The 22,395-nt window shown below is 65.1% G+C and carries 16 protein-coding genes; 10 read left to right on the top strand and 6 right to left on the bottom strand.

What is annotated here, in order from left to right:
- Positions 1-15: 15 nt before the first annotated feature.
- Both WMO64_RS07445 and rlmB read right to left on the bottom strand, forming a co-directional pair.
- The gene (locus tag WMO64_RS07445; RefSeq protein WP_349231576.1) at positions 16-2,265 is read right to left on the bottom strand and encodes an HAD family hydrolase; all 2,250 of its coding nucleotides are present in this window, start codon (positions 2,263-2,265) and stop codon (positions 16-18) included.
- A gap of 45 nt (positions 2,266-2,310) precedes the next feature.
- The gene (rlmB, locus tag WMO64_RS07440) at positions 2,311-3,087 is read right to left on the bottom strand and encodes a 23S rRNA (guanosine(2251)-2'-O)-methyltransferase RlmB (RefSeq protein WP_349231575.1); all 777 of its coding nucleotides are present in this window, start codon (positions 3,085-3,087) and stop codon (positions 2,311-2,313) included.
- Between the two features lie 282 nt (positions 3,088-3,369).
- Here rlmB and ftsH point away from each other — a divergent pair, with 282 nt between their 5' ends.
- The 5 genes from ftsH to WMO64_RS07415 all read left to right on the top strand — a co-directional run bounded on the left by ftsH (position 3,370) and on the right by WMO64_RS07415 (position 10,600).
- Positions 3,370-5,589: an ATP-dependent zinc metalloprotease FtsH gene (gene ftsH, locus WMO64_RS07435; protein WP_435412058.1), complete on the top strand. Its 2,220-nt coding sequence runs from the start codon at positions 3,370-3,372 to the stop codon at positions 5,587-5,589.
- Positions 5,590-5,746: 157 nt separating this feature from the next.
- Positions 5,747-6,724 (top strand): DnaD domain protein, encoded by a 978-nt coding sequence (locus WMO64_RS07430; protein ID WP_349231573.1) that lies wholly within the window; start codon positions 5,747-5,749, stop codon positions 6,722-6,724.
- A 3-nt stretch (positions 6,725-6,727) separates the two neighbouring features.
- Positions 6,728-7,732: an ATP-binding protein gene (locus tag WMO64_RS07425; RefSeq protein WP_349231572.1), complete on the top strand. Its 1,005-nt coding sequence runs from the start codon at positions 6,728-6,730 to the stop codon at positions 7,730-7,732.
- 121 nt (positions 7,733-7,853) lie between these two features.
- Positions 7,854-8,231 carry a BlaI/MecI/CopY family transcriptional regulator gene (locus WMO64_RS07420; RefSeq protein ID WP_349231571.1) on the top strand — a complete coding sequence of 126 codons (378 nt, stop codon included), beginning with the start codon at positions 7,854-7,856 and terminating at the stop codon, positions 8,229-8,231.
- On the top strand, positions 8,228-10,600 hold the full coding sequence (locus tag WMO64_RS07415; RefSeq protein ID WP_349231570.1) for a M56 family metallopeptidase: 2,373 nt from the start codon (positions 8,228-8,230) through the stop codon (positions 10,598-10,600). The genes WMO64_RS07420 and WMO64_RS07415 overlap by 4 nt, the downstream gene beginning before the upstream one ends.
- A 56-nt stretch (positions 10,601-10,656) precedes the next feature.
- On the opposite strand, the gene WMO64_RS07410 is transcribed toward WMO64_RS07415, so the two are convergent.
- The 3 genes from WMO64_RS07410 to ssnA all read right to left on the bottom strand — a co-directional run bounded on the left by WMO64_RS07410 (position 10,657) and on the right by ssnA (position 15,853).
- A complete protein-coding gene (locus WMO64_RS07410) occupies positions 10,657-11,340 on the bottom strand; it encodes a YczE/YyaS/YitT family protein (RefSeq protein ID WP_349231569.1) in 684 nt (227 codons plus the stop codon).
- 111 nt (positions 11,341-11,451) lie between these two features.
- The gene (gene ygfK, locus WMO64_RS07405; RefSeq protein WP_349231568.1) at positions 11,452-14,448 is read right to left on the bottom strand and encodes a putative selenate reductase subunit YgfK; all 2,997 of its coding nucleotides are present in this window, start codon (positions 14,446-14,448) and stop codon (positions 11,452-11,454) included.
- Between the two features lie 64 nt (positions 14,449-14,512).
- Positions 14,513-15,853: a putative aminohydrolase SsnA gene (gene ssnA / locus WMO64_RS07400; RefSeq protein ID WP_349231567.1), complete on the bottom strand. Its 1,341-nt coding sequence runs from the start codon at positions 15,851-15,853 to the stop codon at positions 14,513-14,515.
- 424 nt (positions 15,854-16,277) lie between these two features.
- Between ssnA and WMO64_RS07395 the strand changes: the two genes are divergently transcribed.
- Both WMO64_RS07395 and WMO64_RS07390 read left to right on the top strand, forming a co-directional pair.
- Positions 16,278-16,913: a helix-turn-helix transcriptional regulator gene (locus tag WMO64_RS07395; RefSeq protein ID WP_294522038.1), complete on the top strand. Its 636-nt coding sequence runs from the start codon at positions 16,278-16,280 to the stop codon at positions 16,911-16,913.
- 128 nt (positions 16,914-17,041) lie between these two features.
- Positions 17,042-18,295 (top strand): helix-turn-helix domain-containing protein, encoded by a 1,254-nt coding sequence (locus tag WMO64_RS07390; RefSeq protein WP_349231566.1) that lies wholly within the window; start codon positions 17,042-17,044, stop codon positions 18,293-18,295.
- A 50-nt stretch (positions 18,296-18,345) separates the two neighbouring features.
- On the opposite strand, the gene WMO64_RS07385 is transcribed toward WMO64_RS07390, so the two are convergent.
- Positions 18,346-19,692, bottom strand: a complete 1,347-nt coding sequence (locus WMO64_RS07385) for a uracil-xanthine permease family protein (RefSeq protein WP_349231565.1) — start codon at positions 19,690-19,692, stop codon at positions 18,346-18,348.
- A gap of 243 nt (positions 19,693-19,935) precedes the next feature.
- On the opposite strand from WMO64_RS07385, the gene tsaA reads away from it, so the two are divergent.
- From tsaA to WMO64_RS07370, 3 genes are all read left to right on the top strand, one after another.
- On the top strand, positions 19,936-20,637 hold the full coding sequence (gene tsaA / locus WMO64_RS07380) for a tRNA (N6-threonylcarbamoyladenosine(37)-N6)-methyltransferase TrmO (protein ID WP_349231564.1): 702 nt from the start codon (positions 19,936-19,938) through the stop codon (positions 20,635-20,637).
- Positions 20,638-20,840: 203 nt separating this feature from the next.
- Positions 20,841-22,115, top strand: coding sequence for a double-cubane-cluster-containing anaerobic reductase (locus WMO64_RS07375; RefSeq protein ID WP_294522023.1), 1,275 nt, complete (start codon positions 20,841-20,843; stop codon positions 22,113-22,115).
- A complete protein-coding gene (locus WMO64_RS07370) occupies positions 22,108-22,380 on the top strand; it encodes a putative Se/S carrier protein (protein WP_294522020.1) in 273 nt (90 codons plus the stop codon). Before WMO64_RS07375 ends, WMO64_RS07370 begins: the two co-directional genes overlap by 8 nt.
- The last annotated feature ends 15 nt before the right edge of the window (positions 22,381-22,395 follow it).

The raw sequence follows: 22,395 nt of genomic DNA, 5'->3' as shown, positions 1-22,395 counted from the left end.
GGACTTTTTTGCCTATCAATACCGGTTCACCCAGCCCGAGATGAGCAGGGTGGGCACCAGCCACATGACCATGAAGATCAGCAGGTTGGCGGGGGAGAGGGAGGCGTAGGACTCCCCGAAGGTGAGATAGAAGGCCAGCAGTACGCCGATGGCCGAGCCCACGGAGGCCAGGGCCGCGCTGCCCCGCACCGCCTGCCGCAGCCTGCGGCCCCCCACCACCGCCTCGGAGAAGGGGCCCAGCCCCTCCCGGCAGAGGACGGCGCACAGGGTGTCGCTGTGCTCCTGGTCCGGGTCGGACAGCTCGGTCCGCCGGGCCATCTCGGGGAACTCCATCTTCTCCACCGGCAGCTTGAACCGCTGGCGGAGCATGGCGGGAATCAAGTTGAAGTCCCGGGTGCACAGCACCGGGCCGATCTTGTTGCGGATCAGGGCGGTGAGGGCGGGCCGCACCGCGCCGTGGAGGTTGTAGTTCAGGGCGAACAGCCCGGCCAGCTCCCCGTCAATGGCGCAGAACACCGCGTTCTTCACGTTGAGGCCCTGGGGCAGGGCCACCTCCATCAGGTGCATGAAGGCCGCGGAGCCCACCAGGATCTGCTCCCCCCGAATGTCGGCGGCCAGGCCGCCCTCGCACCGCTCGAAGGCGGAACAGCGGCGGTAGATGGCCCCCTGGGAGCGGAGCAGGTCGTGAAAGATCTTGTCCAGGCCGCTGCCCGAGTCCCGGATCAGGGTGGCGGTGACGGCCACCACCTTCTCCACGGAGAAATTGCCGAAGATCTTGATGCCGTTGAGGGCCACGGCTCCCGGGGGGAAGAGGTCGGCGTCGGTGAGGAGGATGCCCGCGCCGTTGCCGCCGGCCACGCCGTCCCAGCCCGCGATGGCCGCGCCCACGCCGGACAGGCGGCGGCACAGGCTGTTCCAGGGCATGCCGAAGCACAGCGCCGCCGAAAAGGAGGCGGCCGCCGTCAGGGTGGCGGACAGGCACCAGAGGATGAGCTCAGGCCGCTGCCGGCCCAGGGAGGACAGGATGGAGAAGAGAAACGCGGCGATAAAGAGCAGGGGGGAAGTGATACGGAAGATCCGCTGGGCGCCGTCGGCCCCCTGGATCTGGCTGCCGAAGCCCGCAGGCTCCCCCGACCACTTGGTATAGGCCTCCCGGCCGTTCCACTTGCCCGGGTCCAGGGTGACCAGATAGGGCTCGTGGGCCGAGGCGGCGGTGCGGCAGGCGCTGCGCTGGCCCTGGAGCTTGAGCACCGTGCCCCACATGGTCAGGCCCAGGGCCAGGGCGGACACGGCGCAGTAGGGCAGCTGGCCCTCCCGGCCGCCCAGGGAGATCATGGTGAGGGCGTCGGCCAGGGTGGCAATGCAGGAGAAGGACACCAGGGTGTCCATGCCCATCTGGAGCCGCAGCAGGTGGAACAGCCCCCGCAGCAGCACGTCGATGCCCAGCAGCATGGCCACCCCCAGCATGCCCGCCAGGGTGTACACCTGGAGCTCATAGGAGCTGGAGAGCATGCCGGGCAGGGGCAGGCCGAAGAAGGGGGCCAGGGTCAGGTAGAGCAGGGGCAGGGACAGCAGCAGCACCATGGTGGTGCGCATCCGCAGGAACTTGAGGCCCCGGCCGTACCGCTTGAACAGCTCCGCCGGGGGGATGTCGGGGGCGGGAGGGATGACCCGCCGGGGCGGGCGGATGCGGAAGGGAGGGCGCTCCTCCTCCCGGTCCACGCCGGGGAGATACTGCTCCGCCCGGCGGACCTCCTCGTCGTTCTCGATGCCCTCCTCCTCGAACATGTGGTCGGCGTACTCGTCGGCCTTCCGGCGCAGGGCGTCCAGCTTGGCGGAGAAAAAGGACTTCTCCTCTGCGCTGTCCCCGTCCCCATCGCCGTCGCCGGGCGCTGGGGCGGAGTCGTCCTCTTCCGGCGCCTCCTCCTCCGGCTCTTCCGGTTCTTCCGGCTGGCCGGTCCGGCCGTGCGCCTGGTTCTTGCCGGGGAAGGGGGTCACAGGCTCGTCGTCCCCGTCCTCCTCCGGCTGGGGCGCGGGGCGGAGCCGCCGGCCGGGAAAGCGCACCACGTTGTTGCCCGCCTCCTTCCGCCGGCCTGCCCGGTGCTCCGGGGGCAGGTCCTGCTGGGGAATGACGGGCAGGGGGATGGTGTCGTCGTCCAGGCCGCTCTCACGGCGGTCCCGGTACTCGGCCAAAATCTCCTCCAGGGTGAATTCCGGCGTGGGACCGCCATGTCTATTCAGTTCGTCGTCCCGATCCTTCGGCATAGGGCCTTCGTCCTTTTTCTGGGGTGTGGTTGGGGCAGGGCGGGGTTACAGCCCCCGCTGGCGCACCGCCTCGTACAGCAGAATGGCCGCCGCGGCGCTGGCGTTGAGGGAGTTGAGCCTGCCCTTCATGGGGATGCTGACCTTGAAGTCGCACTGCTGGGACACCAGACGGCCCATGCCGTCCCCCTCGCTGCCGATGACAATGGCGGCGGGGCCCTTCAGGTCGGCGTCGTAGAGGTTGGTGTCCCCGTCGGCGGCGGTGCCGAAGATCCACAGGCCCTCGTCCTTGAGCTCCTTGAGCAGGGCGGTCAGGTTGGGCACCCGGGCCACCGGCACGTAGGACACCGCGCCCGCCGAGGTCTTGGCCACCACGGCGGTGAGCCCGGCGGAGCGCCGCTTGGGGATGATGACCCCGTGGGCTCCGGCGCACTCGGCGGTGCGGATGACCGCGCCCAGGTTGTGGGGGTCGCTCAACTCGTCGCACACCACGATGAGAGGGGGCTCCCCCTTCTCCCGGGCGGCGTTGAGGATGTCGTCCACGGTGGCGTACTCCCGCACGGCGGCTATGGCCACCACCCCCTGGTGGGCGTGGGTACGGCTCATGCCGTCCAGCTTCCGCCGGTCGGCCTCCACCACCACGATGCCCTTGTCCCGGGCCGTGGAGGCGATATGGCCCAGGGTGGCATCGGTCTCACCCCTGGCCAGGAAAATCTTGTCGATGGGCGTACCCGCCCGGAGGGCCTCCATGACCGCGTTGCGGCCCTCGATCATGCCGTCGGCCTCGGCCTCCGGCTCTCTTCTGCGGTCCTTCTGCTCTCGCATGGCATGTCCAGCCTTTCTGTTCAGTCCATAGATAGAAACAGTATAGCACATTCCACTGTAGAGAAAAAGACAAAAATCCCCGCCGGATGAAAAAAACGCCGTCCGTCAGGGGGAAAATTCCCGCCGCGAACCCTACCCTTCATAGAAAGTTTACAGCTTTCCGCCGGGGGCTTCCTTGTAATTCATAGTTGTCTGTGGTAAAATGACAGACAGTTTCCACTAAGAAATATCCTGATTTTCCGGCCTTTGCCGGTTCGGGATTCTGAGAACAAGGAGGGCAAAGTGTTGAAGCCCGATAACCAGAAACGCAACAACCAAAACGGCGGCGGCCCCAACAACAAGAAAAATCTTGTGGGGCTCATCTCCATCATCCTCTGGGCGCTGATTCTGACGCTGCTGCTCCAGTCCGCCTTCTCCCTCTTCGAGGGGTCGGACCACGTGGAGATCCCCTACTCCACCTTCCGGGAGTGGGTGCGGCAGGACTACGTGGAGAGCGTGGACGTCCAGAGCAACCAGCTGGTCATTGACCTGAAGAACGGCCTGGGCGCGGTCCAGAAGACCAAGGACGGGGACGTGACCATCATCGACCTGACCACCGGGGAGGCCCCGGCGGAGGACTGGACGCCCCCCCAGACCAGCGACAGCCAGAGCACCGGCAATCAGCTGACCCAGCAGGTGGGCGGCCTGGCCCTGCTGACCCAGCAGACGGGCGCCTACACCTCGGCGGTCACCGCGCCCCCCTTCAACGACTTCTCCATCATCGACCTGCTGGATGAGCACGGCGTGGAGTACGGCACCGCCGTGGTCAGCAGCAGCACCGTCATCCTCAGCGCCCTGGTGCAGATGGTCCTGCCCTTCATCATCATGGTGGTGGCCATGGTGTTCCTGTTCCGCTTCATGTCCAGCAAGATGGGCGGCGGCGGCCTGGGCGGCGTGGGCAAGGCCAACGCCAAGGTGTACGTGGAGAAAAAGACCGGCGTCACCTTCAAGGATGTGGCCGGTCAGGACGAGGCCAAGGAGAGCCTGGTGGAGATCATCGACTTCCTCCACAACCCCCAGAAGTACACCGAGATCGGCGCCAAGCTGCCCAAGGGCGCATTGCTGGTGGGCCCTCCGGGCACCGGCAAGACCCTGCTGGCCAAGGCCGTGGCAGGCGAGGCCAACGTGCCCTTCTTCTCCATCTCCGGCTCCGACTTTGTGGAGATGTACGTGGGCGTGGGCGCCAGCCGTGTCCGCGACCTGTTCAAGGAGGCCAGCAAGATGGCCCCCTGCATCGTGTTCATCGACGAGATCGACACCATCGGCAAGAGCCGCAACGACCGCTTCTCCGGCGGCAACGACGAGCGGGAGCAGACCCTCAACCAGCTGCTGGCCGAGATGGACGGCTTTGACCCCACCAAGGGCGTCATCCTGCTGGCCGCCACCAACCGGCCCGAGGTGCTGGACCAGGCTCTGCTCCGCCCCGGCCGGTTTGACCGCCGGATCATCGTGGACCGGCCCAACCTGGCCGGCCGTCTGGCCACCCTCCAGGTCCACACCCGCAACATCCGCCTGAGCGACGACGTGGACCTGAAAAAGATCGCCATCGCCACCGCGGGCACCGTGGGCGCGGACCTTGCCAACCTGGTCAACGAGGCCGCCCTCCGGGCCGTGCGTATGGGCCGCAAGGCCGTCAACCAGCAGGACCTGCTCACCGCCTTTGAGCTGGTCATCGCCGGCACCGAGAAAAAGGGCAGCGTGCTCACCGAGTTCGAGAAGAAGCTGGTGGCCTACCACGAGGTGGGCCACGCCATGGTGGCCTACAAGCAGAAGAACTCCGAGCCGGTGCAGAAGATCACCATCGTGCCCCACACCCAGGGCGCCCTGGGCTACACCCTCCTCATGCCCGAGGAGGACAAGACCGAGCTGCGCACCCGGGATGAGCTGCTGGCCAAGATCACCGTGTCCATGGGCGGCCGTGCCGCCGAGCAGGTGGTGCTGAACACCATGACCAACGGCGCGTCCCAGGACATCCAGGACGCCACCAGCGTGGCCCGCAGCATGGTCACCCTGTACGGCATGAGCGACCGCTTCGGCATGATGGGCCTGGCCTCCCGCCGCAGCCAGTATCTGGACGGCGGATACGGCATGGACTGCGCCCAGAACACCGCCGCCGACGTGGACGCCGCCGTCCACGACATCCTGGAGGAGTGCTACCGCCAGGCCGTCCAGGTCATCAAGGATAACCGGGAGGACATGGACAAGGTGGTGGCCTACCTGCTGGAGAAGGAGACCATCACCGGCGCGGAGATGATCGCCATCCTGGAGGGCCGGGACCCGTCCCAGGCGGACAATTATGCCGCCATGCTGGAGCGGGAGGAGGCCCGCCGGGCCGCCAAGGAGGTCAAGACCCCCGACGTGATCCCCATGCCCGGGGAGACGGAGGACAGCTCCGCCGGGAACAGCCAGATTCCCCCCGAGGGCAAGCCCCGCTCCGGCGGAGACGGGGAGCTGCCCCACTGATACCGTACGCTTCAGAGGCCGGGCCGTGTGGTCCGGCCTCTGTCTGTTCTGGGCGGAACGCAAAAGAGGGCGACGCAGATTCCCTGTTTACCTTCCCGCCCTTTTCATGTACAATAAAGGATACCTGATTGGACAAGCTTTCTCTGGAGGTGATTGCATGGCGGCGAATCTGTTTCTTCCCGGCGGGGTGGTGGCCATGCCCGCCGAGGCGGCGGACCGGCTCATCGCGTCGGGCAGCGGAGATGCGGCCCTGCTCTACCTCTGGCTGCTGCGGAAAAACGGCGCCGCCTCTCTGGAGGAGGCGGGCAATGCCCTCCGCTGGGACGGCGGGCGGCTGACTACCGCCTGGGACGTGCTCTCCGGCAAGGGCCTGGCCCCCGCCATGCCCCAGGCCGCGCCCCAGCCCCAGCAGGAGGAGCCGCCGGAGTACACCGCCGAGGACATCGCCCGGGAGCTGGAGGACCAAAATTCCTCCTTCCCCGCTCTGGTGGGGGAGGTCCAGCGGCGGCTGGGCAAGATCCTGTCCACCGCCGACCTGAAGACCCTCTACACCCTCTACGACTTCCTGGCCCTGCCGGCGGAGGTGATCTGCCTGCTGGTGAGCTGGTGTGTGGAGGAGATGGAGCGGAAATACGGCCCCGGCCGCAAGCCCCGCATGAGCCAGATCCGCAAGGAGGCCTTTGTGTGGCGCCGTCTGGGGGTGGACACCGACCAGGCCGCCGACGCCTACATCAAGCGCCAGGCAGAGCTGCGCACCCGGGAGGGCCAGGTGCTCTCCCTGCTGGGCATCACCGGCCGCCCGGCGGTGGACGGGGAGCGGAAGTATATCGCCGCCTGGACCGACATGGGCTTTGGGGACGAGGCCATCCGCATGGCCTACGAGCGGACGGTGCTGAAAAAGCAGACCATGAGCTGGCCCTATATGAACTCCATCCTCCGGTCCTGGCACCAGAAGGGGCTCCACACCCCCGCGGAGATCGAGACCGGGGACGCCGCCCCCATGCGCACCCCCGGGCCCAACGCCCCTGCGCCCTCCGGGCCGGGTTCCGACCGGGACGCGGGCCATATGACCGATGACATCCAGTGGATGAAGGACTTTCTGGCCCGCCAGAAGTCGGAACAGGGAGGGAACTGAGCCATGGCCTATGAACAGAACGTGCTCCGCCGAGCCACTGAGCGGCTGGAGGACCGGCGCCGCCGCCGGGAGGAACAGCAGAACGCCCGCAGGCGGGAGATCTACGCCGCCATCCCCCGGGTGGCCGAGATCGACCGGCAGCTGCGCCGCACCATCGTGGACATCATCGCCGCCTCCCTCCGGCAGGGCAGCGACCCGGTGCCCGCCATCGGGGCGGTGCGGGACAAGAACCTGGACCTCCAGGCCGAGCGGGCCGAGCTGCTGGTGGCCCACGGCTACCCCGCCGACGCCCTGGACGACAAGCCCGCCTGCCCCAAGTGCAACGACACCGGCTGGCGTGGGGCGGTCATGTGCCAGTGCCTGAAAAACCTGTGCGCCCAGGAGCAGATCAAGGAGCTGTCCAAACTGCTGGACCTGGGGGAGCAGTCCTTCGACACCTTCTCCCTGGACGTGTACTCCCCCTCCCCCTGGCGGGGCAGCGGCATCTCCCCCCGGGAGAACATGGAGATGGTCTACGAGATCTGCCTCAACTACGCCCAGAAGTTTGGCCGCTTCTACTTCAACAACCTGTTCCTCTCCGGCGCGCCGGGGCTGGGCAAGACCTTCCTGTCCGCCTGCATCGCCCGCACCGTGTCGGAGAACGGGTTCTCCGTGGTGTACGATACGGCGGTGAATATCTTCTCCCGGTTTGAGGACAGAAAGTTCTCCCGGGACGCCGAGGACACCCGGGAGGCCCGGGACGAGACCCGGCGCTACCTGTCCTGCGATCTGCTGATCCTGGACGACCTGGGCAGCGAGATGACCACACCCTTTGTCCAGTCCGCACTGTACACCCTCATCAACAGCCGCCTCACCGCCGACCGGCGGACCGTCATATCCTCCAACCTGTCCATGGAGGACGTGCGGCGGCGGTACGCCCCCCAGATCGCCTCACGGCTGGAGGGGGAATACCGGGTGCTCCCCTTCTTCGGAGAGGACATCCGCCTGCTGCGCAAGCAGAAGAGCTGAGCATGGCCGCGCTCCGGCAGAATTTCTGCCGGAGCGCGGTTTTTGCTGCCTGTGTGGTTGACATGTGTAGACCGATATGGTACATTAGGGTTACAAGAGTAGACCAAAAGGGGGAAATCGTATGGAGCGGGTCAATCTGTCCGCCGGAGAGTGGCGGGTGATGGAGGAGCTCTGGAAAGCGCCGGCCACCCTGATGGAGCTGGTGCGGGCCCTGGGTGAGAGCGCCGGATGGGCCAAGAGCACCGTGTCCACGGTGGTGCGCCGGATGGAGGATAAGGGGCTCATCCGGGCGGAGCAGGAGGGACGGGCCAAGGTGTTCTGCCCGGCCGTTGCCCGGGAGGAGGCCGCCGTGGCGGAGACCGAGTCCCTGCTCTCAAGGGTATACCATGGCAGCGTGGGCCTCATGGTGAGCACCCTGCTGCAAAACCGCCGTATCTCCAGGGAGGAGCTGAAGGAGCTTCAGGCCCTGTTGGACCAGGGAGAGGAGGAGCAGACATGACGGAAATCCTGGTGACCTCGTCTGTGCTCATCGTGGTCATCGCCCTGCTGCGGCTGGCGCTGCGGGGGAAAATCAGCCAGCGGGTACAGTACGCCCTGTGGCTGCTGGTGGCAGTCCGGCTGCTGGTGCCGGTGAGCTTTGTCAGCAGCCCGGTGAGCGTGATGAACGCGGTGGAGCCGGTGACGGAGACTATCCAAATCAGCCGCACAGAGCAGCAGTTCCCCGCCGGGACAGGGCAAATCCAGAACGTCACCGGAGGGAACGCCACGCCCCAGACCGGCAAGGTAACCACGCCGTCCCGGCCCCAGACCGGGGAGACGGCCCAGATTCAGCCCACGGAGCCGGGTGTTGAACTGGGAACAGTCCTCCGCTGGGTGTGGCTGGCGGGCGCGGTCGTGGTGGGCGGCTGGTTTCTGTTGAGCAATCTGGTGTTCCGGCGCAGGCTGGTGCGCTCTGCCCGGCCTCTGGCCGGTGCGGACTGTCCCCTGCCGGTGTATGTGTCCGCCGGCGCGCCGTCCCCCTGTCTGTCCGGACTGGTGCGACCCGGTATCTATCTGACCCCCGACTGCCCCACCGAGGGCCCCGGACTGAAGCACATTCTGGCCCACGAGCTGACCCACCGCCGACAGGGCGACCAGTTCTGGGCCCTGGTGCGGTGTCTCTGCCTGGCCCTCTACTGGTTTAATCCCCTGGTGTGGCTGGCGGCGGCCCTGTCCCGGCGGGACTGTGAGCTGTCCTGCGACGAGGGGGCCATCAGGCTGCTGGGTGAGGGGGAGCGGACGGCCTACGGCCGCACCCTGCTGTCCCTGGTGACCACCGGCTCCAACCCCACCGAGCTGCTGCGGACGGCCACCACCATGTCCTCGGGAGCCAGAGGGCTGCGGGAGCGGATCGCCCTCATTGCAAGGAAGCCCAGGCGGGCGGCGGGGGTGCTGGCGGCAGCCCTGGTCGTTGTGGCGGTGGCGGTGGGGTGCACCTTCACCGGGGCCCAGCCCCAGGAGACCCCCGAGCCCTCCCCTACCGGAGAGATTCAAAGCCCCGGCCCGTCCCCCACGGAGGGAACAGAGCCGGACAACTCCGCCGTGCTGGTGGATGATTTCAGCTATACCGGCATCCACCGGGACGTGACCTATTACCCAGACGCCCCTGCCGACGGCTCGGAATTTGATGAGAGCACCGCCCGCACCTATACCATTGTCCTCTGCCAGCCCGTGACCCAGGGCGAGGGGGGTATCTGGTGCGTGGAGCGGTGGTACGACGAAAAGGGAGAGCGGCATTTTGTCCTGCCCGACACCGACCTGCCCGCTGAGGAGTTCTACGCCCAGTGTCAGGCCCAGGCCGACGAGACAGGCAGCACCGGCAGCCCCTGGGCGGACCTGGACCCCAACTGGGCCCTGAGCGATTTTGTGGAGCGGACCTTTTTGGCGGACGCCGCCCCGGAGGGGGACGGCAGCGAGCCCCAGTCCGTCGGCTTCACCTACCGGATGGGCGAGGACTACCTGGCCGACCGGGGCGGAACCCGGGAGACCGGTGCCCGGCCCGCCGCTTCCACAGACATTGAGCAGGCGATGGAGAAGCTGTTTCCAGATGGCAGCACCATTGTCCTGACGCTGGAGCGCCGCAGCGGCGGCGAAAATACGCGCAAGACCGTGACGGCCGATCCATCTAATGCGGCTCGTGTGTTGGCATGGGCGGATTGGAGCTATGTGAATGCCCCGGCGGAGGAGCCGGAGTGTGATACGTCCATCTATATCAGCGGCACCGGAGAACTGAGCAGTGACGGAGACTGGTTCCGGTTCTATGTGGGCAGCGGCCTGGTCCGCCTGCACACCGGCGGCACGGATACCTGGTATTACGGCCAGTCCGACGGCCAGGAGTACGACGCGGGAACAGAGGCCAGGCAGTGCTACGACAGTGTCGAGTATAAGGAGGCAGTAGCCGCGACTATTGTCACACCTGAGATGCTGGAGGAGGCCAGAGAGAAGTACGACATTCCGCCGGTGGATGATGACCCGGCCCATCAGGACTTCGCCCTGGTGGCCTGGGTGTGGAGCGAGCAGCTGGCGGAGAACCTGCGGAAGCTGGAGCCGGACAGCCAGTACGCGGTGCTGGATGCCCAGGTGTATAGTGCGGAACTGGGCAGCCCACCGGACATCAACGCCTGTGAGCCGGGAGTAGAGGACAGCTTTGTTTTTATCCAGTTTCTGGCCATCCGGGTGGCTGATTTGGATCATACCCCCTATCAGGCGGGCAGCGGTCTCGTGGAAATTGAGGATGGCCCTTATACCGGCTGGTATAGATGGGGGATGTTCCGGGGCATGGAGAAGCAGGGGGACAACTGGGTGTGCACCGGAGGCTTTACCGGCTGAACCCAATAAAGCGCCGGGGGCGCTGCATTTGCAGCGGCCCCGGCCGTTTTGCATCGTTATGCGCTCTGTTTTTCCCCAAACAGCTTCTTCAGGAAGGACAGCTTTTTGGTGAAGAGCTTCACCAGCTGGCCCACCAGCAGGGCGGAGATGACGGTGCCCTCCCGGACGCCGTTGAGCTTGTGGAAGGCAAAGAGGGCGATGATGGCGGCAATGACCGTGAGGGTGCTGTCAAAGATGACCTTCACGTTGCCGAACTGGCCCTTGCTCTTCCGGCTCAGGGCCCGGACGAAGGCCTCGCCGGGGAGCATGATCACGTCGGCAAGCACCTCCAGGGTGATGCCCAGAGACATGACCGCGCAGCCGATGGCCAGGTAGAGCACGCTCATGGGATAGGGGCCGCCGTACTGGGATGGAATGAGGGAGAGAGCCTCATCCATGCACAGGCTGAAGAAGATGGTGGCGGGGATCTGGAGGGCCTGCTTCCAGGTGAAGCGCCGCACCAGCAGCGCCTCGCCCACCAGAAAGAGCATATTGAACGCAAAGGTGTACACCCCCATGGTGATGGTCACCGTGTGTCCCGCCACGGTGACAGGGGGCGTGATCAGGCTGAGGACAAAGGGAGTGGAGGAGATGGGGGAGGTGCCCAGTCCGGCCCGGGTGATGAAGGAAATTCCGGTGGCGCACACCAGCACGCCCGCCAGGAACATGAGGTAACGCTTGCAGGTCTCGGTTTTTGACATGATGTCTCGCCTCATTTTTGTCATTTTTGCCCGGGATTGGAAAGGACGCCTGGAAGAGGGGCTCTGGGCCGCAGACGCCCAGAGCCCCTGAATTGGGTTGCGCGTTTGTTCTTACTTCACAAGATAGCCGTAGTCCTTGCGCACGGCCAGGATCAGCTGCCGCAGGTCCTCATACAGGCCGCAGGCGGGGTCGGTGACGTTGTACTCCTTCACCGCGCCGCCCAGACGGACGGTGCACACGCCGGAGCCGTCGCCGTGAGGCAGCCAGCCGTCGTTGGTGCTGTTGTCAAAGTCCTCCCGGCTCCAGAACAGGGTGAACTTGTCCTTATAGGGCCGGCTGTCGTAGGGGCAGAAGATGGCGCAGTTGCCGCACTCGTTGCACATGCCGTCCACGTGGATGATCTGCCGCATCCGCTTGCCGGGCACCGCGATGGCGATGTTGGCCCGGTTGGGGCACACCTCGGTACAGGTCTCGCACACGGTGGAGCAGCCCAGGCAGCGGGTGTCGGGGCAGGTGGTCTCAGTGCGCAGGTCCCCGTGCTTGGACAGGGGCTTGTTGTAGTTGGGGTGGACGTTCTTGTCCACATCCAGGTCGGGGTTCATGCCGGCGATGGCCTGGGCGGCGGCGGTGGCGTCGGCAATGGCCTCCACCACAGTGGCGGGGCCCCGGCGGGCGTCGCCCACGGCGTACACGTTGGCCACGCCGGTGGCCATGGTCTCATTGACCACGGGGCGGCCCTTCTTGTCCAGAGCCACGCCGTTGGCGGCAAACAGGGCGTCGTCCACATGCTCGCCCACGGCGGTGATGACGGTATCGGCGGGCACCTCAACGGTGCGGCCGGTGTCCACCGGGCTGCGGCGGCCGGAGGCGTCCCGGTCCCCCAGCTCCATAACGGAGCAGGTGAGCACGCCGTCCTTCACGCCCACAGGGGCCAGCAGCTCCAGGAACTCCACGCCGTCGTCCATGGCCATGTGGAGCTCTTCCTCGTCGGCGGGCATGTTCCGCTGGTCGCGGCGGTACACCAGGCGCACGTTCTCCACGCCGGGGATGCGCTTGGCGGCACGGGCGGCGTCCATGGCGGTGTTGCCGCCGCCCACCACCACCACGTTGGCGCCCAGCTTCAGGGTGTCGGGGGCCTTTTTGGCCTGCTCCAGGAAGGCGATAACGTTCATGGCCTGGCCGTACTGGAGGCGGGCGTCGCCCGGCTTCCAGGCGCCGGTGGCGAAGATGACGTGGGTGAAGCCCTGGTCGAACAGGCTCTGGGCGGAGGAAATTTCCACGCCGGTCTGGAACTGGGCGCCCATGGCCTTGGCCAGGGCGATGTCGGCGTCAATGGCGTCGTCCCCGATGCGGAAGGCGGGGATCACGTGGCGGACAATGCCGCCCAGGGACTCCTTGCGCTCGAAGACGGTGACGGCCACGCCCTCCCGGGCCAGGAAGAAGGCGGCGGCGATGCCGGCGGGGCCGCCGCCCACAACGGCCACCTTCTTGCCGCTCTGGGGGGCGGCGGGCTTCAGGGTGGGCAGCACCTGGGCCATGGCCTCGGTGGCGCACTTGAGCTTCACGCCCCGGATGTCCACGGCGCTCTCGTAGTAGTTGCGCATGCACTTGTCCCCGCAGTGGTGGGGGCAGATGGTGCCGGTGATGAAGGGCAGGGCGTTGCGGCGGAGGATAATCTCCAGGGCCTCGGCGTACTTGCCCTCACCGGCCCGCATCAGGTAGGCGGGGATGTCCTGGTGGATGGGGCAGCCGGTGCGGCAGCCCGCGTCGAAGCAGTCCACCAGGGGCACCTGCCTGCCGTTCTTCCGGTTGGGCAGGGGCTTGATGGGCTTGCGGTAGTGGGGGTTGACGGGCACGTTGTCGCTCAGGGCGTTGACCTTGGCCACGTCCACGCCGGTGAAGGGGGCGCTGCCGCAGTCCATCAGCAGCTGGCCGATCTGGCTCAGGCGCTGATAGCCGCCGGGCTTGAGGATGGTGGTGGCCATGGTGATGGGCCAGATGCCCGCGTCGAACAGGTCCTTGATGTTGGTGTAGTCGGCGCCGCCGGAGTAGGAGATGCGCAGCTTGCCGTCAAACTCGTTGGAGATGCGGGCGGCCAGGGCAATGGTCAGGGGGAACAGGGACCGGCCCGACATGTACATCTCCTGGCTGGGCAGCTCGCCGGCGGCCACGTCCACGGGGAAGGTGTTGGTCAGCTTCACGCCGAACTCCAGGCCACGCTCCTGGCACAGGGCGATGAGGCGGCGCAGCATGGGCACCGCGTCGGCCCACTGGAGGTCCTCCACAAAGTGGTGGTCGTCAAAGACGATGTAGTCGAAGCCCAGGCTGTCCAGCCGCTTGCGGGCGTACTCGTAGCCCAGCAGGGTGGGGTTGCACTTGATGTAGGTGTTGAGCCCCTTCTCGGTGATGAGGTAGGTGGCGATGCGCTCGATCTCGTCGGGGGGGCAGCCGTGGAGGGTGGACTCGGTGATGGAGCGGGACACCACCGGGGAGATGGCCTTCACATAGGCCTCGTCCACCTTCTGGAACTTGCCCAGATTGGCCAGGGCCCAGTCCATGCACTCGGCCCACACGGCGGAGCCGGAGGCGTCCTTCATGCCCTCGATGTAGGCGTCCACCTTGGGGCTCTTGATGCCCTCCAGGTCGTAGCCCACGGACATGTTGAACACGAAGCCGTCCGGGTCGCCCAGACCCAGCTCCCTGGCCATCAGCTTGCAGGCGAACCAGGCCTTGACGTACTCGGCGTAGGCCTGGGGCACGGTCAGCTCGGTGGACCACTCGCAGTTGTAGCACTCGTCCCCGGCGGTGATGCAGGGCTTGGGCACGCACTTGCTCAGCTCCTCGCCATCCATGACCTGGACGGTCTTCAGCTCAAAGAACCGGCAGCCGGCGGCGTAGGCGGCGATGATATTCTGGGCCAGCTGGGTGTGGGGGCCGGCGGCGGGGCCGTAGGGGGACTCGATCTTCTCGTAAAAGATGGGCAGGGCCTGGCCGTTCTCATGGCGCACCAGCTTGGACACGCCGAACACGCTGCCCTGCTTCTGGTACTCCTCCAGCACCCAGGTCATCAGCTGGGCAAAGGGAATGGGGCGCATAATGTCGCTCATAGTGAAAACCTCCAGTGATTCACAAAGGCTTATATTACAGTTTGTTGTCGGATTTGGCTGGAATTCAGTAGGTGCGGTGGTTCAGCTCGCCCCACAGCTTCTTGGACTGCTCCATGGTCCAGGCGTTGATCTTGTCTTCATCGATCCCCACGAACTCCCGGTCCTTGTAGAGCACCTTGCCGTTGATGATGGTGGTGCGGCAGTTCTTGCCCATCATGCCGAAGAGCATGTGGCCGTCGATGTTCTCGTCGGAGAAGGGGGTGAAGGGCTTGTAGTCCATGACGATGACGTCGGCGGCGGCGCCCGGCTTGAGGACGCCCAGGGGCTTCTTGAAGTACTTGGCGCCGATGGCCGCGTTGTTCTTGAAGAGCATGTCCATATCCTCGCACCAGGCCACGTTGGGCAGGCAGGCGTTGTGCCGCTGGATGATGAGGAACACCTTCAGGCTCTCCAGCATGTCGTGGGTGTAGGCGTCGGTGCCCATGCCCACGGTGATGCCCTTGGCCATCATCTGGAGCACCGGGGAGCAGCCCACCGCGTTGCCCATGTTGGACTCGGGGTTGTTGACCACCATGGTGCCCGTCTCCTTGATGATGTCCATCTCGGCGGGGTTGATGTGGATGCAGTGGCCCAGGATGGTGCGGTCGCCCAGGATGCCGTGGTTCAGAAGGCGGTTCACCGGGCGGCAGCCGTAGTTGCGCAGGGAGTCGTACACGTCGTTCATGCCCTCGGCCACGTGGATGTGGAAGCCGGTCATGCCGTCGTTGGCCTCCACCATCTTCTCAAAGGTCTTGTCCGACAGGGTGAACAGGGCGTGGCCGCCGAACATGGCCTTGATCATGTCGTCGTCGGCCTCCTTGGCCCACTTGGCGAAGTCGGCGTTCTCCCGGATGGCCTGGTCGCACTTCTCCTGGCCGTCCCGGTCGGAGACCTCATAGCACAGGCAGGCCCGCATGCCCAGCTCCTGGCACACGTCCTTGATGGCGAACAGGGAGCCGGGGATCTCGCAGAAGGAGGCGTGGTGGTCAAAAATGGTGGTCACGCCGTCCCGGATGCAGTCCAGCACGGTGGCGTAGGCGGAGGCGCGGGTGCCGTCCAGGGTCAGGTGGCGGTCGATGTTCCACCAGGTGCCCTCCAGCACCTCCAGGAAGTTGGTGGGGTTGTTGCCCGCGATGGACAGGCCCCGGGCCAGGCCGGAGTAGATGTGGGTGTGGGCGTTGATGAGGCCGGGCATGATGACCCCGCCCCTGGCGTCCACAAATTCCGCGTCCGGGTATTTGGCCTTCAGATCGGCGCAGGCGTCCACCTCCTTGACCGTGTCGCCGTCCAGCACCACAGCGCCGTCAGCCAGATAGGGCAGGGCGCTGTCCCGGGTGATCAGTTTGCCGTTTCCCACCAGAAGCATGGTAATTCCTCCTTTGAGCATAAGACGTAAAACTTCCGGAGGCAGCGCTTGGACTTGCTTTTGTGCAGCAAAAAGCGCCCATTCCGCCGGAATGGACGCGTCCCTTCTCTGCCCCGGCGCGGCGGGGCGGAAATTTCGTGTCCATTCAGCCCGTGCGCGCAGCACTCCGTTGCAGCCTTTTTCATAGAATTTTGTGTACTATATACAGAAATAACCTTCTGACGGGTCTATTCTACCATAACATTGCTTGTATTTCAAGGTGAATTTTCAGAGTAGCTAAAAAATTTTTAGGTCAAACAATTTTTCTTGAAATTGCGGCGGAATATGTTAAAATGATATTTATTAAACTGTGTTTCCGGGGCTGAATTGTGGAAAACAGCGGGACAGGCCGCCGGGGACGGACATTTCGGAAAGAGGTGGTCCTATGGAGGCGTCAGTGCTCCAGTTTATGTTCCAGCTGGCCAAGGGCCTGGCCAGGCAATTCGGGCCCAACTGCGAGGTGGTGGTCCACGACCTGGACTCCAACGACCCGGACAGCTCCATCGTGGCCATTGAGAACGGCCAGGTGACCGGGCGGAAGGTGGGGGACGGTCCCTCCCACGTGGTGCTGGAGGCCCTCCACAGCGGCCGGGAGGACCTGGAGGACCACCTGAGCTACCTGACCCGCACCAAGGACGGGAAGATCCTCAAGTCCAGCACCATCTACCTGCGGGACGACGACGGCAAGGCCATCGGTATCTTCGGCGTCAACTACGACATTACCTTCATGCTGGCCATGGAGGACCAGCTCCACAAGTTCACCAACACCGACGCCCCCCAACAGGAGCCGGAGCGGATCTCCCGCAACGTGGCCGACCTGCTGGACGAGCTCATCGACCAGAGCGTGGCCCTGGTGGGCAAGCCGGTGGCCATGATGACCAAGGAGGACAAGGTGAAGGCGGTCCAGTTCCTCAACGACACCGGCGCCTTCCTCATCACCAAGTCGGGAGACAAGGTGTGCAAGTTCTTCGGCATCTCCAAGTACACCCTGTACAGCTACATCGACGAGGCCAGATCCTGACCCGCCGGGCCGGGGACAGCCCTGAAATCAGGGGATGTAAACCGCTGGTTGACAAAAATCCACCCCTCAGTTGGTGGTTTTTGGGCCTGTCCCTGTGCTAAGGTGGAGGCGGAAAGGAGGCGCTCGCCATGACAGTGGGACAGCGCATCGCGCAGAAACGAAAGGAGCTGGGCCTCTCCCAGGAGGGGCTGGGAGATAAGCTGGGGGTGTCCCGGCAGGCCATCTATAAGTGGGAGTCGGACGCCAGCCTGCCCGAGGTGGAGAAGCTGGTGGCGCTGAGCCGGATCTTCTCCGTGCCGGTGGGCTGGCTGCTGGGAGAGGAGGAGCACCCCGCCGGACAGACGGACGCCCAGCCCACGGAGCTGACGGAGGCCCAGATCAAAATGGTCCAGGAGATCGCGGACCGGTACCTGGCCGCCCAGACGGCCCAGACGCCTCAGACCCCTGTCAAACGACGGCGCTGGCCGGTGTTGGTGGGCTGCGGAGCGGCAGTGGTGGCGGCAGCGCTTTTTCTCAACCTGTTCAGCCAGCTGGACCGGGTGAGCCAGGACTACGGCAATCTGCAAAACTCCATCGCCAACGTGTCCTCCAATGTGGACAGCCAGATTGGCTCCATCACCAGCCGGGTGGAGGAGATCCTCAAGGCCCAGAACAGCCTGACCGCCAGCTACAGCGCGGAATTCCTCTCCTCCGACCCGGGGGAGGGCACCGCCACCTTTGCCCTGGAGGCAGTGCCCAAGACCTATGTGGAGGGCATGGAGGCGGTCTTTCAGGCCGACTGCGGGGACGGTCCCCTGGAGTTCTCCGGGGTTCTGGGGGAGGGACAGTCCTTCTCCGCCCAGGTGACCGTGCCCCTCACCGACTCCATCACCCTCTCGGTGGTCTTTGTGACTGGAGAGCGGCGGGAGACCCAGATGCTGGACGTGTTCACCTATCTCCTGTCCGACACCTACCCCTATGTGAGCTGTGACAACTCCGACCTTTGGGGCAGCACCGGGGAAGGCGGCGTGCTCCGCCGCGGCCGGTACACCTTCCTCACAGTGGACGAGGAGGCCAAGGGCGGTCAATGCGCCCGGGTGGCGGACCTCCAGGTGGGCCTGTTCCGGAACCAGAAGCTGGTGGTCCGGTACACCCCCTGTGCGCAGCCGGACAGCTATCGTGGGGACTGGGAGAACGCCCGGTTCTTTGAGGGCCCGGAGACCATCACCCTGGAGCCCGGGTACACCTACTGTTTGGCCGCCCTGGTCACCGACGAGTACGGGCGGCAGTGGGTGGTGCACGGCACCCCAGTGGTCTATGACCCGGAGGAGGAGTTTGCAAACTTTGCCGACATCGCGGAGGACTACTCTAGCGACCCGGCGGACTGGGATTTTGGAGAATAAGAAAACAACCGCCCCGGAGCAGCGCTCCGGGGCGGTCTTGTCGTATGGAGTTACTTCGCGGCGGTTCCGGCGGGAGCCTTCTCCTTGGGGAGGATCAGGTTGAGCAGGATGGCCATCAGAGTGGCCACCACCACGGAGGAGGAGCCGAACACGGTGTGGACCCAGTCGGGGAAGCCGTTGCCGGACAGGCAGCCGGACACCTGGGTGATGCCCACGCCCAGGGCCACAGACAGGCCCACCACGGTGCTCTTGCGGGGGGTGAAGCCGCCGTCGGTGATCATGCGGATGCCGGTCATGGTGATGGTGGCGAACACGGAGATGGTGGCGCCGCCCACCACGCACTGGGGAATGGTGGAGAGAACAGAGGCGAACTTGGGGATGAAGCCGGCCACCAGCATGATGAGGGCGGCCAGGGCGAACACCGCCCGGTTGATGACCTTGTTGACGGTGACGATACCCACGTTCTGGCTGTAGGAGGCCACGGGCAGGCCGCCGAAGAAGGAGCCCAGCACACTCATGACGCCCTGGCCGATGATGCCGCCGGAGAGCTCCTTGTCGGTGGGCATCCGGTCCATGCCGCCCATGGTGGTGGAGGACAGGTCGCCGATGGTCTGCACCGAGTTGACCACGTACACGATGGCCAGGGAGGCGATAGCGGCGGGCTCGAAGGAGATCTCAAAGGGCATGAACTTGGGCAGGGCGAACCAGGAGGCGGAGGCCACAGAGGACAGGTCCACGATACCGAAGCAGAAGGCCACGATGTAGCCCACGATCATGCCGAACAGGAGGGCGCCCAGCTTCCAGATGCCCTTGGTGTAGTTCTGCAGGAAGATGACCACCGCGAAGGTGACGAGGGCCACCACCCAGCTGCGCACGCCGCCGAACCACTCGCTGTCGGCGCTGCCGCCGGCCATGTACCGCACGGCGGTGGGGTAGAGGGAGAGGCCGATGGTGAAGATGACCGTGCCGGTGACCAGGGGCGGGAAGAGCTTGCGGATGGGCCGGACAAAGATGCCGAAGAGGATGGCCACGAAGCCGCCCACCAGCTCCGCGCCCAGGATGGCGGGCAGGCCGAAGTCAGCGCCAATGGCCTGGAGGGTGGGGACGTAGGCGAAGCTGATGCCCATAATGACCGGCAGGCGGGAGCCGATCCGGCCGAAGATGGGGAAGAGCTGCAGCAGAGTGGCCAGTGCGGTGACCACCAGAGAGACCTGGATCAGCAGGGTCTTCTCCTCGGCGGAGAGTCCGCAGGTGCCGGATACGATCATGGCGGGGGTGATTACACCCACCACGGCAGCCACAACGTGCTGGAGTCCCAGAGGGATCAGCTGGCCGGCCGGGGGGATGCCCTGGTAGGAGAACACCAGGTCGGCGCGGTTTTCCGTGTTCTGTGCCATTACACATCGCCTCACAAAAAATTTTTAGGAAAAAATATTTTTTAGCACAAGAGAATCATAATCGATTTGTGCGCCGGACACAAGGGAAAAGTGAAAAATGGGCAGAGAAAAAACATCGTTAAAATTTGTACAAAACGCCCAAATGACCAAAAATGGCCGGGGAGGAGGGGTTCCGGGACGGGCGGGGATATGCTATAATCGAAGAAAAATTCCGCCGGCCAGGGGGCCGGAGAGGAGGCGCCCATGGAAAATCAGCAGCTGCCGGCACTGAAGGTCATCGCCCGCATCCACAGCGACTTTTCCGGCAAATTCGGCATTCCCCGCCAGAGCGGGCTGGTGGAGGAGCTGGAGTCGGCGGTGGTATTCGAGCCGGAGTACCGCCGGGAGGACGCCCTGCGGGGCATTGAGGACTTCAGCCACCTGTGGCTCATCTGGGGGTTTCACAAGGCGGTGCGGGAGAGCTGGTCCCCCACGGTGCGGCCGCCTCGGCTGGGGGGCAACACCCGCATGGGGGTATTCGCCACCCGGTCCCCCTTCCGGCCCAACCCCATCGGCTTGTCGTCGGTGAAGCTGCTGGGGGTGGAGCATCACCCGGAGTACGGCCACATCCTGCGGGTGGCGGGGGCAGACCTGATGGACGGCACCCCCATCTTCGACATCAAGCCCTACCTGCCCTACGCCGACAGCCACCCGGAGGCCTCCGGCGGCTTTGCGGGCAGCGACGGGGGCAAGGTGCTGGAGGTGGATTTTCCGTCCCAGCTCCAGGCTCTGGTGCCGCCGGACAAGCTGGCCGCCCTCACCGGCGTGCTGGCCCACGACCCCCGGCCCGCCTACCAGCAGGACCCCGAGCGGGTGTACGGCATGGAGTTCGCCGGGCTCAACCTCCGCTTTTCCGTCCGGGACGGCGTGCTCACCGTCCGGCAGGTGGAGAAGCTGGCACGGTAGTATAATAATGTGTAATAATATAGAAAGAGGAGGACCGGAACGGTCCTCCTCTTTCCATTTGATAGAAGAATTTGATAACAGACTGTGGATTATATCAAAATGCAATTTCACACCGGGGGTCAAATTCGGTATACTGAACAAAACGGCCCTGAAAAATGGCGGGCGCAGCTGCGGCCCCAAACAAATAATGGAGGGAATTGCAAATGTCCGACTATGTTCAGATGTGGAAAGACCTGGGGATGGACCTGGAGAATCACGACCTGCTGTGCCAGGTGCTGCCCACGGCGGTGGGAGACGTGTTCCTGTCCCAGGAGAACCGGCCCAAGGCCATGGACTTCTGGGATCTGGTCATCTCCGAGGTCCACGGCATCCGGCCTGCCGAGCTGATCGAGGCCCAGAAGCAGGGCCGCAAGGTGTTCGGCACCTTCTGCGTCTATGTGCCCGACGAGGTGATCATCGCCGCCGACGGCATCTTCACCGGCCTGTGCGGCGGCTCCCAGTTCTGGGTGCCCGACGGCGAGAAGGTGCTGCCCAAGAGCACCTGCCCCCTGGTGAAGGCCTCTGTGGGTGCCCGGCTGGGCAGGACCTGCCCCTTCTTCCGCATCGCCGACATGTATGTGGGCGAGACCACCTGTGACGGCAAGAAGAAGGCCTATGAGATCCTGGGGGAGGACGTGCCCATGTACATCATGGACGTGCCCCAGATGAAGCGGGAGAAGGACATCCTCAAGTGGAAGGACGAGATCGCCGACTTTGCCAAGATGGTGGAGGAGTTCACCGGCAACACCATCACCCCCGAGAAGCTGGGTGAGGCCATCCACATCATCAACGAGAAGCGGAAGGCCCTGGCCCGGGTGTACGAGTGCCGCAAGTCGGAGTGCCTGCCCATCTCCGGCCGTGACGCCCTGCTGATGACCCAGATTTCCTTCTTCGACGACCCGGTCCGCTGTGCCCAGATGTGCAACCGGCTGGCCGACGAGCTGGAGCAGCGCATCAGGGACGGGGTGAGCGTGGTGCCCGCGGGGACCAAGCGCATCCTCATCACCGGCACCCCCATGGCCGTGCCCAACTGGAAGCTGCACAACATCGTGGAGACCAGCGGCGGCGCGGTGGTGTGCGAGGAGATGTGCACCGGCACCCGGTACTTCGAGAACCTGGTGGACGAGACCAAGACCACCCTGGACGAGCAGTTCATGGCCCTGTCCCAGCGGTACATGAAGACCAACTGCGCCTGCTTCACCCCCAACACCGGCCGCATCGACGACATCCTGCGCCTGGTGAAGGAGTACAAGGTGGACGGCGTCATCGACTGCAACCTGAAGTTCTGCTGTCTGTACGACACGGAGAAGTACTCCGTGACCCGGGCTCTGAACGAGGCGGGTGTGCCGGTGCTCAGCCTGGAGACCGACTACGCCGACACCGACGCCGAGCAGCTGCGCACCCGCATCGGCGCCTTTATCGAGCTGCTCAATGGCTGAGGGGCACGTCCGGTACTACATTCTCTTTGCCAACTATGAGCAGGGCCTCCGCCTCCACGACCTGCTGGACGGGGAGAACATCCCCAACCGCATCGCCCCCGCCCCCCGGTCTATCCAGGGGGAGCTGTCCTGCGGCATGTCCCTGCTGCTGGAGCCTGAGGCGGTGGACGCGGCCCGGGCGTGCATTGAGAAGAATCAGGCGGAGTACCACGCCATCGTCCCTCTGGCCGGGCAGATCAGGGCCAGGCGGGACAAATACTGCTGAACAACGAGGAGCCGC

The sequence above is a fragment of the Pseudoflavonifractor intestinihominis genome (assembly GCF_040096055.1).
Taxonomy (GTDB): domain Bacteria; phylum Bacillota; class Clostridia; order Oscillospirales; family Oscillospiraceae; genus Pseudoflavonifractor; species Pseudoflavonifractor intestinihominis.
The sequence above is the reverse complement of the archived record's forward strand: the minus strand, read 5'-3'. Positions and strand labels throughout refer to the sequence as shown.